15 protein-coding genes and 1 pseudogene are annotated in these 14,538 nt (G+C 71.8%); 10 read left to right on the forward strand and 6 right to left on the reverse strand.

Features of this window, described 5'->3' with window-relative positions; all coding sequences use genetic code 11:
• Positions 1-45: 45 nt before the first annotated feature.
• The 4 genes and pseudogenes from IHE55_RS16580 to IHE55_RS16595 form a co-directional block, all read right to left on the reverse strand.
• Positions 46-1,509 carry a site-specific integrase gene (locus IHE55_RS16580; protein ID WP_197989726.1) on the reverse strand — a complete coding sequence of 488 codons (1,464 nt, stop codon included), beginning with the start codon at positions 1,507-1,509 and terminating at the stop codon, positions 46-48.
• A 46-nt stretch (positions 1,510-1,555) separates the two neighbouring features.
• Positions 1,556-1,717 (reverse strand): annotated as a pseudogene (locus IHE55_RS16585) (DUF2637 domain-containing protein); the annotation flags it as partial.
• A 248-nt stretch (positions 1,718-1,965) separates the two neighbouring features.
• The gene (locus IHE55_RS16590) at positions 1,966-2,673 is read right to left on the reverse strand and encodes a hypothetical protein (RefSeq protein ID WP_197989727.1); all 708 of its coding nucleotides are present in this window, start codon (positions 2,671-2,673) and stop codon (positions 1,966-1,968) included.
• Between the two features lie 110 nt (positions 2,674-2,783).
• Complete coding sequence (locus IHE55_RS16595) at positions 2,784-3,749, reverse strand: DUF3558 domain-containing protein (RefSeq protein ID WP_197989728.1); 966 nt, start codon at positions 3,747-3,749, stop codon at positions 2,784-2,786.
• Positions 3,750-3,948: 199 nt separating this feature from the next.
• On the opposite strand from IHE55_RS16595, the gene IHE55_RS16600 reads away from it, so the two are divergent.
• The gene (locus IHE55_RS16600; protein ID WP_197989729.1) at positions 3,949-5,142 is read left to right on the forward strand and encodes an RtcB family protein; all 1,194 of its coding nucleotides are present in this window, start codon (positions 3,949-3,951) and stop codon (positions 5,140-5,142) included.
• A 263-nt stretch (positions 5,143-5,405) separates the two neighbouring features.
• Here the strand turns inward: IHE55_RS16600 and IHE55_RS16605 are convergent, their stop codons facing one another.
• Both IHE55_RS16605 and IHE55_RS16610 read right to left on the reverse strand, forming a co-directional pair.
• Positions 5,406-6,170, reverse strand: coding sequence for an SDR family oxidoreductase (locus IHE55_RS16605; protein ID WP_197989730.1), 765 nt, complete (start codon positions 6,168-6,170; stop codon positions 5,406-5,408).
• Positions 6,171-6,519: 349 nt separating this feature from the next.
• A complete protein-coding gene (locus IHE55_RS16610; RefSeq protein WP_197989731.1) occupies positions 6,520-6,852 on the reverse strand; it encodes a YnfA family protein in 333 nt (110 codons plus the stop codon).
• 547 nt (positions 6,853-7,399) lie between these two features.
• On the opposite strand from IHE55_RS16610, the gene IHE55_RS16615 reads away from it, so the two are divergent.
• The 9 genes from IHE55_RS16615 (at position 7,400) to IHE55_RS16655 (ending at position 14,525) form a co-directional block, all read left to right on the forward strand.
• Positions 7,400-7,963, forward strand: coding sequence for a cupin domain-containing protein (locus IHE55_RS16615; protein ID WP_197989732.1), 564 nt, complete (start codon positions 7,400-7,402; stop codon positions 7,961-7,963).
• Between the two features lie 198 nt (positions 7,964-8,161).
• Positions 8,162-8,968 (forward strand): SDR family NAD(P)-dependent oxidoreductase, encoded by an 807-nt coding sequence (locus tag IHE55_RS16620; RefSeq protein ID WP_197989733.1) that lies wholly within the window; start codon positions 8,162-8,164, stop codon positions 8,966-8,968.
• Positions 8,969-9,126: 158 nt separating this feature from the next.
• Positions 9,127-9,357 (forward strand): hypothetical protein, encoded by a 231-nt coding sequence (locus IHE55_RS16625; RefSeq protein ID WP_197989734.1) that lies wholly within the window; start codon positions 9,127-9,129, stop codon positions 9,355-9,357.
• A 242-nt stretch (positions 9,358-9,599) separates the two neighbouring features.
• Complete coding sequence (locus tag IHE55_RS16630) at positions 9,600-9,932, forward strand: hypothetical protein (protein ID WP_197989735.1); 333 nt, start codon at positions 9,600-9,602, stop codon at positions 9,930-9,932.
• Positions 9,933-9,946: 14 nt separating this feature from the next.
• Positions 9,947-10,258 carry a pore-forming ESAT-6 family protein gene (locus IHE55_RS16635; RefSeq protein ID WP_197989736.1) on the forward strand — a complete coding sequence of 104 codons (312 nt, stop codon included), beginning with the start codon at positions 9,947-9,949 and terminating at the stop codon, positions 10,256-10,258.
• A gap of 97 nt (positions 10,259-10,355) precedes the next feature.
• On the forward strand, positions 10,356-10,814 hold the full coding sequence (locus tag IHE55_RS16640; RefSeq protein WP_197989737.1) for a DUF6507 family protein: 459 nt from the start codon (positions 10,356-10,358) through the stop codon (positions 10,812-10,814).
• Positions 10,811-13,345 carry a hypothetical protein gene (locus IHE55_RS16645; RefSeq protein ID WP_197989738.1) on the forward strand — a complete coding sequence of 845 codons (2,535 nt, stop codon included), beginning with the start codon at positions 10,811-10,813 and terminating at the stop codon, positions 13,343-13,345. The genes IHE55_RS16640 and IHE55_RS16645 overlap by 4 nt, the downstream gene beginning before the upstream one ends.
• A gap of 141 nt (positions 13,346-13,486) precedes the next feature.
• Entirely contained in the window at positions 13,487-14,218 is a 732-nt protein-coding gene (locus IHE55_RS16650) for an immunity 49 family protein (RefSeq protein WP_307826884.1), read from the forward strand.
• Between the two features lie 37 nt (positions 14,219-14,255).
• A complete protein-coding gene (locus IHE55_RS16655) occupies positions 14,256-14,525 on the forward strand; it encodes a hypothetical protein (protein ID WP_197989740.1) in 270 nt (89 codons plus the stop codon).
• Positions 14,526-14,538 lie beyond the last annotated feature (13 nt).

The raw sequence follows: 14,538 nt of genomic DNA on the forward strand, positions 1-14,538 counted from the left end.
GTTCCGCCCCTGCCTGAGGCAGGGCGGCCTGGCGCCCCCGGCGGCTCATCGAACCGCCAGCGGATCCGTACGCACCCGAGGATGACCAGCAAAGACATCCGCCATGAACCGCTCCACCGGGAATCCGTCGGCGTGCCGCAGCAGCAGCTCCACTTCAAGATTGCGAAACGGCTCCAGGTAGACGTTCTTGGTCGTCTCCACCCGCCGGTGCCCCAGCATCGTCTGCACCAGATGCCAGTGGTCACCGAACTGCTCGCGGAAATCCCGGGTCTCCTCCTGGGACAGGTGCCCCAGCTGCCGAGCCTGCACCAGCTTGGCGACCGCGTACCACTTCAGCGCCAGCGAGTGCCGCAGCATGTGCGGCGTACAGCTGAAGTCCTCAAGGCCCAGCGCGGCGATCCGCTGGTTCGCGACCTCGAACGTGTGATGCCACCCGTGCCCGTCCCTGGGCAGCCCGTCCTCATTCAGCCACAGAGCCAGCGGCTCAAGCCCCTGCCACGTACGCCGGAAAAGCAGCTTGCGGGCTGTGGGATCCAGATCGTTCCACGCCGTCGTCTCATGCCCGCCGTCCTCGGTCTCCAGCGTCACCATGCGACGCCCCTCCAGCCCGACCGCGACCCGGCGCTCAGGCACCCGCTCGTAGCGGCCCGCCACCTGCGCGCGCCGCACCGCCCGCGCCCGAGATCCCTCCACGTACGACAGCACGTCCGAGAGCACCGCACGCGGCATCCAGTACGCGTGCCCATAGCCGCCCTTCGCGCACGCGTCCGCCAGCGCGCACGTGTAATAGCCCCGGCCTCGAGTTTCCTCAGGGAGCTCCGGCAGCACCACGCTCGCCCACTCCGAAAGCCGCAGCCCAGTGCCGTACAGGCCGTCGGCGAACACCCCGTCCCGCTGCTCGTTACGGCCGCCCCACGCGGCGTCCTCGCGACCGTCCAGATCCAGCCCGCGCAGCCCCAGATCCCGCCACCGCACATAGCCGTCCGGGTCCAGCCACTTCACGTCCTCCTGCTTGCGGCCCCGGCTGGTCTCCAACTCCTCGAATGGATTGACCACCTGGAACCGGCCGCCCACCCACCGGTAGAACGTCTTCAGCCCGGCAGCATCCCGGTAGAACGAGCTGCGCTGCACCCGCTGCGGGTTCCGCGGATCCGTCACTCGCCAGAACTGAAACTCCCGCGCGTCATCCTCGGTCGCCTCCCACCAGCCGCGATCCAGCGACAGCAGGAAGTTCAACCACAGACACACCGAGTACGCGTAGTCACGGTTCGTCCGCACCGCGCGGCCCCGCATCTTCGCCGAGGAGAAGAACGCGTTCACCCGAAGGTCGGGACGGCCATCAGGACCGATCAGAAACCACTGGCCCTGCGCGCCGCCCAAGGCCGCGACCCAGGCTCCGAGATCGGCCGCGTACTGGGTGCACGCCTCCGGGAGCGGAACTCGCTGCCCCTTCTTCAGGTCGTATCGGTACACATGCCAGCGCCCGCTGCTCTTTCCAACCGTGCTCACGCACGGCATAACGCCAAACCGAGCAACAGGTCACTGGCTACAGAACGATCGGGAAGACCTTGGAGAACTCGCCGAACCCCTTCTTCTCGGCGAGGTCGCGGACCGCGGCGTAGGAGCCAGCGAAACCGATCGCGGCGATCACCAGCGCTCCGGTGATCACCACGCCGATGAGTATTCGGTGCGTACGTGTCAGCTGCATCGCGGCCACCCGCGATCCCTCCCCGCCCTCGGCATCCGGCGGGCCCAGCGTCGCATACACGTCAACGGTGGGGCGGGAAGGGGGTGCGGGTGCCGGGGCGCCGCGATCCGGCGGGCCCCCGGCCCCGCGACTCCTTGTTGCCCTCCGGCCCAGCGGCTCCTTCTTGCCCCGGGCCCCGCGGCTTCTTCCCGCCCCCCGGCCCCGTGGTTACTTCTTGCCCCGGGCCCTGCGGCTTCTTCCCGCCCCCGGCCCCGCGGTTACTTCTTGTTCGCCGTGGCGACAGACTCCACGGCCTCCTTGGCGGCGTCCTCCGCCTGGCCGAGCAGCTTCTTGGCGTCCGGGGTCTTGCCGTCCTCGTAGCCGGCGCCGTCGTACTCCACCGTCACCACGACGTTCGCGGTCCGGGCGATCACGGTCTGGTGGCGGAAGTCTTCCTTGTCCTTCTTGGTCTCCGTCCGCACGGTGGTCGCCGCGTCGCCGATGGCGGCGTCGGCGGTCTCGGCGTTCTTCGCGCCGTCCGCGACCTGCGCCTTGCCGACCTGCTCGGTGGCGTACTTCTCGGCGCGCTGGTCGCCCGAACCGAGCGTGACCTCGGAGTCGAAACGCTTGTAGGAGACGCTGAGCAGGCGGTACTGGTACTCGTCGTCCAGGCCGCTCCACAGGCAGCTGCCCGCCTGGTCGTCACCGGAGGACGGCAGCAACTTGCCCTTCTTGGGGTCGGCCGCGGGCACCAGCTTCTCCACGGTCTTCTTCGACAGGCTCTCGCACGCCTGCGGGAGCTGCGCGTACCGGGCCGGCGCGACCGTCGGGGCGGAGCGGGTCGTGGGCGACGCGCTCTTGCCCGCGTCCGCGCCGGACTTGGCGCCGGAGTCCGAGTCCGAGTCGGACGAGCAGCCGGCGACGAGCATCACCGGTACGGCGGCGCAGGCGAGGATACGGGCGAGTCGCGGGGCGGTTCGGTGCATGGTCCTTCGCTCATTCTCGGTCGCGGGGCGGGCGGTCCCACCCTCGTGGCTACAGAGCACGGTACGCGGCCGGTGCGTACGCCTGTCCGGCTCCCGGCGCGCCTCTCCGGCTACTCGTCGAAGTGTCCGGTCAGCTCCTGGGCCAGTTCCTCGGCGCGGGCCTGCAGCTCGTCGCTGCTCGGCGTGTGTGCTTTGTCACTCGACCACTGGTCGTACTCGATGGTCACGATCACGTTCGAGGAGCGGAAGACCACGGTGATGTCGCGGTGCGCCCCGGCGCCGGTGGTGACCAGCTCGTCGTCGAGGAAGGCGTTGTCCCCGAGGTCCTCCAGGGAGCGCGGGGCGTCGGTGGTGCGGTTCCCGCCGCCGTCCCCGGGGCCGCCGTCCGAGGGCGGTGTGGTGGGCGAGCCGGAACCCGCGTCCGGCTCCTCCGCGGAGCCGGCGCCCCCGGTGCCGGGCTCGTCGGAGCCCTCGGTGCCGGGGGTGGTGCCGGTGCCGGTGCCGTCCCCGCCGCCGGTGCCGGAGGTGTTCGGCCCGGCCGGTTCGTCCTGGCCCCCCTGGGCGGCCGCCCCGCCGGTCCGGCCGCCGCCCTCCGCCCCGGAGGGGGTGCGGGAGGAGCCGGTGGTGGGTATCTCGTCCGCGTCCGGTACGTGCGCCTCCACCGCCAGCTCCGCGTACCGCTGCAGCGCCCGGTCGTCGTCGCTCACCGCCGGGTCGTAGGAGACCACCCGCTGGAAGTCCAGGGTGAGGTGCCAGCTGCCGGCGGGGGACTGCGACTTCCAGCGGCAGCCGACGCGCCGGTCGGTGTCGTAGGTGACGGTCGCCTCGCCCTCGTAGATCTCCTCCGACTCCTCGGAGGTCTCGGCGGCGGCGTCCGCGCCGGGCAGCAGGGCCCGCAGCGTCTTGAGGCTCACCGTGCCGCACGCCTCGGGCAGCGTCCGGTACTTGCCGGGCTCGGCGGCGGGCACCCCGCCGGCGCCGTCCGGCTTGCCGCTCCGGGCGCTGGGCTGTGATCCCTCGCTGGTGCAGCCGGTCGCGGCGGCGGCGAGCGCGGCCAGGGCGGCGACGGTCGGCAAGGTGCCCGGTCGATACGTCCTTCGCTGCCCTGGCTGCACGTCCCGGGGCTCCCTTCGAGCGAAAACTGCTTGCCGCCGCACGGCGGGGGATGAAGCAATGTCTACCGCACGGCCACCGCGTCCGCCGGTTCGCTGTCGCGAATCGAGCCCGAAGCCCGACTTTTGCTGTTTCTGTCATTCATGGGGGAATGAGTTAGTTATGACGTACACCGTGGTGCCCGGTGCCCGGGTGCCGATCCGCATGTGGGCCGACCCGGCGACGGTCGAGGACGTCGCGATGCAGCAGCTGCGCAACGTGTCCACCCTCCCCTGGATCAAGGGTCTGGCCGTGATGCCGGACGTCCACTACGGCAAGGGCGCCACCGTCGGGTCGGTGATCGCGATGCACGGCGCGGTCTGCCCGGCGGCGGTGGGCGTGGACATCGGCTGCGGCATGTCGGCGGTGAAGACCTCGCTGACCGCGAACGACCTGCCCGGCGACCTCTCCCGGCTCCGCGCCGGGATCGAGGCGGCCATCCCGGTGGGGCGCGCGATGCACGACGACGCGGTCGATCCGTCGCGGCTGCACGGCTTCGCCACGTCCGGCTGGGACGACTTCTGGCGGCGCTTCGACGGGATCGCGGAGCCGGTGCGGTTCCGGCAGGAGCGGGCCGTGAAGCAGATGGGCTCGCTGGGCGGGGGCAACCACTTCATCGAGGTGTGCCTCGACGAGACCGGCGCGGTCTGGCTGATGCTGCACTCCGGGTCCCGCAACATCGGCAAGGAGCTGGCCGAGTACCACATCGGCCAGGCGCAGAAGCTGTCGCACAACCAGGGGCTGGTCGACCGTGACCTGGCCGTCTTCGTCTCCGACACCCCGGAGATGGCGGCGTACCGCAACGACCTGTTCTGGGCGCAGGAGTACGCCAAGCGGAACCGCGCGGTGATGATGGCGCTGCTGCAGGACGTGGTCCGCCGCGAGTTCAAGAAGGCGAAGCCGACCTTCGGCGAGGTGATCTCCTGCCACCACAACTACGTCGCCGAGGAGCGCTACGAGGGCCTCGACCTGCTGGTCACCCGGAAGGGCGCGATCCGCGCCGGCGCCGGTGACCACGGCATCATCCCCGGCTCGATGGGCACCGGCTCGTACATCGTGCGCGGGCTCGGCAACGCCGACTCCTTCAACTCCGCCTCGCACGGCGCCGGCCGCAAGATGAGCCGCAACGCGGCGAAGAAGCGGTTCAGCGCCCGTGACCTGGAGGAGCAGACCCGGGGCGTGGAGTGCCGCAAGGACGAGGGCGTGGTGGACGAGATCCCCGCCGCCTACAAGCCGATCGAGCAGGTCATCGAGCAGCAGCGGGACCTGGTGACGGTGGTCGCCAAGCTGAAGCAGGTCGTCTGCGTGAAGGGGTGAGCCCCGGCGCACGGAGCCCGCGCCGCCCACGGGCGGCGCGGGGGGCCGGGCCTTCGGGGCGGGGCCGGTGCGGGGGCCGGTCGTGCCTCGCCTGTCGTGACGGTTCTGCCGCCGCTCCGGCGGCCCGTCGGGGTGGCCGGGGCCCGTGGCCGCCGGACGGCGTGCACCGTGACCTGGTGGCGCGGCGCCCGGTCCGGTGCTCCGGGCCCGCGTGCCCGTCCTGCCGGGCGGAAGGCCTCCGGCGGGACGGGCACGCGCGGCGCTCAGCCCTCGCGGTGCACCTTGTAGTTGGACGCCTGGGCACGCGGGCGGACCACCAGCAGGTCCACGTTGACGTGCGGGGGCCGGGTCACCGCCCAGGTGATGGTGTCCGCGACGTCCTCGGCCAGCAGCGGTTCGGCCACGCCCCGGTAGACGGCCGCGGCCTTCTCCGCGTCGCCGCGGAAGCGGGTCCGGGCGAACTCCTCCGTGCGCACCATCCCGGGGGCGATCTCGATGACCCGGACCGGCGTGCCGCACAGTTCCAGGCGGAGCGTCTCGGCGATGACGTGGGCGCCGTGCTTGGCCGCCACATAGCCGCCTCCGCCCTCGTAGGTGCCCAGACCCGCGGTGGAGGAGAGCACCAGCACCGTCCCGTCCCCGGAGTCGGTGAGCGCCGGCAGCAGGGCCTGGGTGACGTTGAGCACGCCCACCACGTTCACCTCGTACATCGCCCGCCAGTCGGCCGGGTCCGCGGTCGCCACCGGGTCGGCGCCGAGTGCGCCGCCCGCGTTGTTGATCAGGACGTGCACCGGGCCCTGCTGGACCAGTTCGGCGGCGAACGCGTCCACCGCGGCCCGGTCGGTCACGTCCAGCGCGCGGGCCAGTGCCTGGTGCCCGGCCCCGGTGAGTTCCGCGGCCAGCGCCTCCACCCGGTCCGCGCGGCGCGCGGTGAGCACCACCCGGAACCCGGCGGCGGCGAGCTGCCGGGCGGTGGCCGCACCGATCCCGCTGCTCGCCCCGGTGATGACTGCGGTACGGATGGTCATGGTGGGGCCTCCTGCGTGCGGTGGGGCGGCCGGGCGCCGCGGTGTTCGACAACCACGCGCAGGATATGCCGGGCCCCGGCGGGCACCGCGGGCCCCCGTGGGCGGCCGGGGATGGGGACGCGCGAGCCGGCCTGCCGGACGCCGGACGCCGGAGGCCCGGGGCCGGGGGCGGGTGCCGGGCGTAGGAGGCCCGGGGACGGCGGCGCGGTCCGGAACCGGGGCTGCCGGGCCGGTGCCGGGTGCCCGCGGAGCCGCGGACGCCGGATGCCCGACGGACGTGGGTGCCGGATGCCCGCGGGCCGGATATTCCGGGGCGTGCCGGGCGGGCGCCCGGCGGGGCTCAGGTGCCTCAGCCGCGCGGCGCGTACATGATCACGGCGACGCCGGCCAGGCAGATCAGCGCGCCGGCCACATCGAAGCGGTCCGGGCGGTAGCCGTCCGCAACCATGCCCCAGGCGAGCGACCCGGCCACGAACACCCCGCCGTACGCGGCCAGGATGCGCCCGAAGTCGGCGTCCGGCTGGAGCGTGGCGACGAACCCGTACGCCCCCAGCGCGACCAGTCCCGCCCCGATCCACACCCAGCCGCGGTGCTCCCGCACTCCCTGCCAGACCAGCCAGGCGCCGCCGATCTCCAGCAGGGCGGCGAGGACGAACAGGGCGACGGAGCGGGCGACGGACATGACCACAGCGTACGAGCCGCGCTCCGGGCCACGGCGTACGAGCCGCGGGCCGGCCGTCCCGGTGGGACCGGGCCGGCGGGGACCGCGCCGCCTCCGGTGTGCCGCGATCCGGCTCGCCGGACTGCCGCGCCGCCGCGATCCGACCGGGTCGCCGACCGGGGCGTACGAGCCGGTGGCGGACGGACGACTTCCGGCCTTCCGGTGGCGGGCGGACGACTCCCGGCCCCGGCCCTCCGATGGCGGACGGACGACTTCCGGCCCGGAGCGTCCATCGCCCCGCCCCGCCCCGGTCGGCCGCTGCCGCCGCCCCGCCGAGCCGACCGACCGCTGACCACCGCCCCGCACCGCCCCGGCCGGCAGCCGCCGCCGGCCTCCGTGGCCCTCCGCCACCGCTTCCGCCGCCCGGGGAATTGCCCTCGTCCGCGGGCCCCGGAACGTTAGGCTGGCCGGGCCGCCCGCCCGGGCCGGCGGGGCCGGTACGGAGGCGGAAGCAGGACGGCCGACGGGCTCGGGGCGGCGACCCGGTCCGGGACGAGAGGGACAGCAGATGGTCCACGAACCCACCCACCACACCTCCGGGACCGGCCCGCCCCCGTCACCACCTGGCCCGGTCACGCCGGCACCGGGACCCCGCCCCACCCCCGAGCAACTCGTCGCCCACTACGGGCTGGAGCCGCTGCCGCGCGAGGGCGGACGGTTCCGGCGGCTGTGGGCGGGGCCGGAGCGCCCCGACGGACGCCCCGAGGGCTCGGCGATCGTCATGCTGCTCACCGACGCGCCGGACGACTTCTCCGCACTGCACCGGCTGGCACACGACGAGATCTGGCACTTCCACCTCGGGGACCCGCTGGAGATCCTGCTGCTGGCCCCGGACGGCACCTCGCGGACGGCGGTACTGGGCCCGGACGTCCTGGCCGGCCAGTCCGTGCAGCTCACCGTCCCCGCGCGCACCTGGATGGGCGCGAGAGTCGCCACCGGCGGCGCCTGGACCCTCTTCGGCTGCACCATGGCGCCCGGCTTCGACTTCCGGGACTACGAGCACGGCGTCGCGGCCGACCTGATCGCCCGCTACCCGCACGAGGCCGCCCGTATCGCCGCCCTGACCCGTTGATCCACCGATCCGTCGATCCACCGCCCGACCGGCCCACGGCCCGACCCGCCCGACCGCCACCCCCGCCCGACCGCGTTCCCGCCGGGCCCCGAGCGCCACGCCGCCGACCTGCCTGACCACCACGCCGCCGGGTCCACCGACCGCCTGACCGGCCCACCGCCCGGCCTGCCCGACCGAACCGACCGTCAGGAGCGCTCGATGCCGAACCGTCCACAGCCTGGGGACGCACCTGGGGCCCGCCACCAACTCCCCGACCTGAGCGGTCAGGTGGCCCTGGTCACCGGAGCCGGCGGCGGCATCGGGCGCGGTGTCGCGCTGCGCTTCGCCGCTGCCGGGGCGGCCGTGGTGGTCCACCACCGGAACAGCGCCGGGCCCGCGCGCGACCTCGTGGCGCGGATCGAGCGGGACGGCGGCAGAGCGCTGGCCCTGCGCGCGGAGCTGACGGACGAGGAGGAGTGCCGGGAGCTGGTGCGGGCCGCGGCGGAGTGGCGCGGCAGCCTCACCGCCCTGGTCAACAACGCGGGCAGCCAGCCGGTACAGGAGCTGCCGGGCATGACGGCGGACCAGTGGCGGGCGGTGCTCGACGCCAACGTCACCAGCGTCTTCGGGTGCACCCAGGCCGCCGCGGCGGTGATGCGGGAGGCCGGCGGGGGCACGATCACCCACATCGCCTCCATCGAGGGGACCCGTCCGGCGCCGGGCCACGCCCACTACAGCGCCTCCAAGGCGGCGGTGGTGATGCACGCCCGGGCGGCGGCGCTGGAGTACGGCCCGTACGGCATCCGGGTCAACACCGTCTCCCCGGGCCTGATCGCCCGGGAGGGGATCGAGCGGGCGTGGCCGGAGGGTGTGCACCGCTGGCGCTCCGCCGCCCCGGCCGGCCGCCTGGGCCGCCCGGAGGACATCGGCGACGCCTGCGTCTTCCTCGCGTCCCCCATGGCGTCCTGGATCACCGGCCACGACCTGGTCGTGGACGGCGGCGTCTCGGCCCGCCCGGGGTGGTGACCGGACGCCGACCGGTGGTGGAGCCGGCCTCGGTGCAGGGCCGCCGATATGGTCCGGCAGGTCATCCTGCCGTGGCACGGGCGGCGGAGGGCCTGATCGGGGTCAGGGAACCGCGTCGGCGTGCCCGTGGGAACGCCGTGACGCTTGGAGGCTGCCGTATGGCCCTGTACGCGGAGATCGAGAAGATCGACGAGACCGACCGGGAGGTTCGCTACCAGTTCGCCGACGCCGCTGGGCGTGAGCGCATCATGCTGCTCGACAAGGTATCGGGGCGGACGGCACCCGAAGACGGCCGGGAGGACTACCTGTACCGGGCCGTGGCGCGGAAGGTGGCCGTCTGCTGGTTGCGTGAGGGTGCCGCGCCGGGTCGGCTGCTCGTCCAGTCGTAGGTATCGCGAGCCCGCGGGAGCGGCCACCCGTCACCCATGTCCTCCGTCGTCGCCTGCGTTCCGGCGACCGGTGTCACGGGCGTCACACCACCCCGACACACCCGGCAACAGTTGCCCGAGCGACGGAAGTTGACTGTCGGTATGCTCATCGTACGAGTGTTGTAGTTGCCACGCGGTCGAACCGAGGCAATCTCGGACCCGATCTCGGGGCGGCGCGACGTGACGTCACACGGGGGTGGGACATGAAGTTCGACATGGGCAGCACGGCGCTTTCCACGCTGACGAGCCAGACGTCGGGGTCCAGCAACGACCTGGGCGTCCTGATCCGGCAGCTCATCGCCGCCGCGGAGCCGCTGGAAGGCCGCTTCAACGGTGCCGGCAAGGCGGCCTTCGACGAGTTCAAGGCGAACGCCGACGAGATCACCGCCGCGTTGAACGGCTCGCTCCAGCAGATCCTGGGCGGGCAGTCGGGGATGGACACCGCCTTCGGCTCCGGTGACCAGGAGTCGGCGGAGAACGCCAGGACGACGATGGCCGCCGCGAACTTCGACGCCGCCCGGTTCTCCGGGCGCTGACACAGGGGGGCAGCATGGCGGGAAACCAGGACCGGCGGAGCTACGACTCCGGCGCGTCGAGCGAGGTCCAGGGGAACATCGGGATCATCATCGGCCGGCTGGAGCAGGTGCTCACCGACCGGGACCGTGCGGTGAAGGCCGCGATGGCGGACTTCACGGCCGACGGGGTGGCCGACGAGTACCACGCCAAGGAGGCCCGGTGGAACCGGGCGGCGGCCGAGGTGCGGGAGATCATCCGGCTGGTGCGCAGCACGCTGGAGAAGAACGACGCCACCGCGCAGCAGACGCTGGCGCGTGCCAAGGCGGCGGTCGACGGCATCGGCTGAGGCCGCCGGAGTACCGGCGACCGATCGGCGGGGAGGGCTGGCCGGTCCGCCGTGGGCCGGGACACACCTCGGCACAACACCACACAGGGGGATTGTTGTGGGCAAGGACGGCAACTGGGACATCGACCCGCCGGGCGTCAGGGGCGTGGTGCTGAAGACCGGCGAGGTGGCGCGGGCGATCGAGGGTCACGGGAAGACCCTGAGCGCGTTGGTGGAGAGTGCCGCCGCGTCGGCGGGCACCATCATGGCCGACAGCGTGCCCGCCCAGGACCGGCAGGGCGGCATGGGGCCGGTGGCCGGGGCGCTGGCCGCGTACTTCCAGGCCCGGGGGTCGCAACTGGCCTTCCTGGCGGCGCGGGCCGGCCAGTCGCTCCAGGGCGCCGTGGAGGCCACGACGGCGTACGTCAACGGCGACCTGGAGATGGCGGCGGACGCCCAGCGGAAGGCGCTGACGGCACCCGAGGGCTTCGAGGCGTTCCGTCTTCCGGGGAAGGGGCCGGCGGTGCCGCCGGCCATCGCGGCACCGCCGCCCGCCGACGGGAAGGGCGCGTCGTGATCCACGGCAAGGACGTCCCGGTCTTCACCGGCAATCTCACGCAACTCCTCATCGACGCCGCGTCGTTCAGCACGGTGGCGGCGTCGATCCGCACCACCGGCGCCGACGTCCACTCCGGGTTCCAGGGGCTGAAGCCCTTCTACGACGCCCCGGAGGCGGAGCAGCTGTTCGCCACCACGGTCCCGGTCCGGGACACCGCCGACGAGTTCGCCGGTGAGCTGGAGAAGATCGGTACCGCGCTGTCGACGTACGAGGGGGAGATCCGCCCGCTGGTCCAGAAGCTCACCGCGCTGGCGGGGAGGGCGAGTGCCTTCGAGGCCGAGAACAGCGGTGACGACGACTGGCAGAAGGACCACGACAAGGTCGAGGAGCACCAGGCCATCTGGGACGGGGTGGCTGCCGCCGTGGCGGCCTTCCAGGCGGCGGAGCGCCGGGCCCACAACGCCATCTCCGCACTGCACGGCGGGGTGCGGCTGGAGGTCAACGACGGCTCGGAGAAGCCCAAGCCCAACGCGTACGGCTGGAGCGAGGACGACTACCAGGACTCGGGGGAGCTGCCCTGGGGCAAGCCGGAGCAGAAGAAGTACGACTGGTACCACCCGAACACCATCAAGAGCGTGGTGTGGGACGGCTTCATCGTGGACGGCGTGTGGGGCACGATCAACGGCCTGCTCACCCTCGCCGGCTTCCACGGCTGGGACGACGCCAAGGCCGCGTGGAAGGGCCTGGCGCAGCTGGGCGTCGGCATCACGCTGTACACGGTCCCCGGCTTACGTGACATCCCCGACGACAAGCTCCCGGGGTGGCTGCGCAACAGCAAGGCGGTGACCCGCGAGGTCGCCAAGAGCGTGGTCGCCTACGACGAGTGGAAGTCGGGGAACAAGGGGCGGGCGGCGGGCCTCACGCTGTTCAACCTCACCACGATCGCCGCCGCCCCGGCCAAGGCGGGGCAGGCGGCGAACGCGGCGGGCAGGACCGCCAAGGCGGTGAACGCGGTCCGGCAGGGCGGTCGGATCGTCGACCCGATGACGTACGTGGTCAAGGCCGTCGGCAAGGGCGGCGAGTTCGCGAAGATCAGGATCCCGGACGTGATCGCCGGGCTGAAGAACGTCTACGCGGGGTCCTACGCGCACCTGCCCGACGGCTCCCTGCGGTTCCCGGACGGCACGGTGGTGCGCGCCGACGACACGGTGGTGCTGCCCGACGGCACCGCGTTCAGCCAGGGCGGGCACTACGCGGCCGACGGAACGCAGCTCCAGGCCGCGGGCGACGCACCCCACGAGACGACGGCGGCGGAGCGGGCCCGGAACGGGGACACGTCCGTGGCCCGGGACCACGAACTGGCCCGTGACCACGAGCTCGCCGGGGACCACGAACTGGCCGGGGTCGGCGGCCGGGGGGACGAGCTCAACGCGACCAACCGGGCGGACGGTCCCGCGGGGGACGCCGGACGTGGGTCACCGGGCCCTGCGGCCGATCACCCCCACACGCAGGGCGGTCAAGGGCTGCCGCATGCCGGCGAGCATGACGCTCACGGGGGCATGTCCGGCGAAGGAGCCGCCGCCGGTGCGGCTGAGGGCGGTACTCCTGCCGGTCACCACGGTGGTGGTGCGGTGGGTGATGTCCCCGAGGGGGCCGGTGGCCGGGTCGGCAGCTCGTCCGACGCCCACGAGGTCATGCGCCGTCAGGTGGACCGTGCCAACAACGAGCCGGGCTACTTCGAGAGGTACTACCAGCGTAACGGGTATCGAAAAAATGTACTGATAGTCGATGAAAGTGGCTTCGTGCCACCTCAACTGGTCAAGGACCCTGCGACGGGCAACTGGATAGCGGCGTCCGACGCGCCTGATCCTATTCCTCCGAAATACGTTGACGATCCTGTCGTGCGTGACCGGAAATCGGTGAATCGCGAGCTTGCCCGAACGCTCGATCCCCTGGCTCGGGCGCGCCAATCGGCGATAGCCGCCGATCAGGCGGCTGAGAAGTATCTGACGGCAGCCAAAGAGGCTTTCAAAGCGGATGGCTCCCCGGTGAATGAGGCCGCCCTCCATGCGGCTGACGCCGCACATAAGCCCTTGCACAAGAACATGACGGAGGCCAGTGAAAACTACGGTGAAGCCATAGCGGCCCATCATGTGATACCCGAACATTATCCGAAGGCGACGAGGGAGGCGCTGTACGGGCCTGCGAACGGTAATCACCAGTTCGATCAGGTGTGGCGGCGCGATGACGGAGGGTTCATCGTTGTCGAGGCGAAGAGCAGCATCGACACGGACCTCGGCGCCCGGAACCTTCCTAGCGGGGTAAGGGTTTCTCAGGGGACCAGGGAATACTTCACAGACATCCTTCGGGAGATGCGCGCCCGCGGGCTCAGGAATCCCGATCCGGTCAAGGGGCGGCAGGAGTTGAGGCTGGCCAGAGAGATTGAAGCGGCTCTTCGGCGCGGCGAGGTGGAATACATCCTCGTTCAGGGCAACCGTAACAAGGGTGAGTACATGGGATACACTATGAAGAAATTCAACATCGGGTAGCTGGAGGCCCTGGTGGCTGTAATTGTGGCTCGACATGGTAGTCCGGGACCTCATGTCGAGGAGAATGCCCGATTGCTGGGCGAAGACTTGGCGGAGACGTTCCGGGGACTGGAACAGTCCTCACGCATGTTCGACGTCGCAATGGACACGGCGCTTCTCCACGTGCAGGCGCGCGTGGCGGTTGACCCTCATGGTGCGGCCCTTGAGACCTGGGAGGCCGTGGTCTCGGCGATGCAGACGGGGTCGGCTCTGTTCGCTGCGGCGAGCGTGACCGAGGGGACCGTGGAGTGCCGCATCCATCATGAGGTGCGGACGATCCCCGCGTCGGGACCGCAGAATTGCGCGGATGCGGGTAACTGGCTCACCGCCTTCTGGCTCGCCATCATCTGCCGGGACCAGACCCGCATGACCCAACTCTGCGAGGTGCCGCTCGATCTGCTGCGTTCAACCGAGACGCGGTACGACGAGTACGTCTACCACTGGGTGGACGCTCTGCAGACGTACTGGCTGGAGCGTCCGGGGCTGGCCGAGAAGCTGACCGCCGCCATCGAGGCGTCGTACCCGGAGGCCGCGACGATCGCTCCTCGGGATCTTCTGCAGAAGGTTCTTTACCAGCCGATCAATCTCTTCTACCACTTTCTCCGTGGGAGTGATGAAGAGTTCAACCAGGCGCTGGTGGAGGCACTGGAGTTCCACAAGTCGTACTGGACCGCGGACGAGGAGCGGGCGGAGGACTTCGGCGGATACCTGGCGCTCGGCCCGCTCGCCGTCACCTGTCTGGCCTACGACGCCGGCCGGTCGATCGAGGTGGAGTCCGAGTACCTCCCCAAGTGCCTGATCAGCCGCGCTTGGCTGGGCGAATTCCCGACGTGATGGATAAACGCCAGGGAAGGGCGGCGGGTAACTGACCGTGGCTGCAGGGGATTACGACAGCCAGTTGCTGGAGTCCGTGTCGGTCCGGCGGCGGCGGTTGCGGGACGCGTTGCTGTACGGGCCCCAGCGGGGGCGGCGTACCAGCGACGAGGGGCTGGGGAAGGCGTTCGGGGGGATCGCGCTCACGGCGGTGCTGTGCGCGGGGTGCGTCGGTTGGTCGTTCGTGTCGGAGAAGCTGGGCGACAAGGGCACGTCGGGCCCGGGGTTCCGGCCCGCGCCCACCGCGGTGACGGAATCAGGGCGTTAGGCGGGAGCGGGCC

The sequence above is a fragment of the Streptomyces pactum genome, from assembly GCF_016031615.1.
Lineage (GTDB): Bacteria > Actinomycetota > Actinomycetes > Streptomycetales > Streptomycetaceae > Streptomyces > Streptomyces pactus.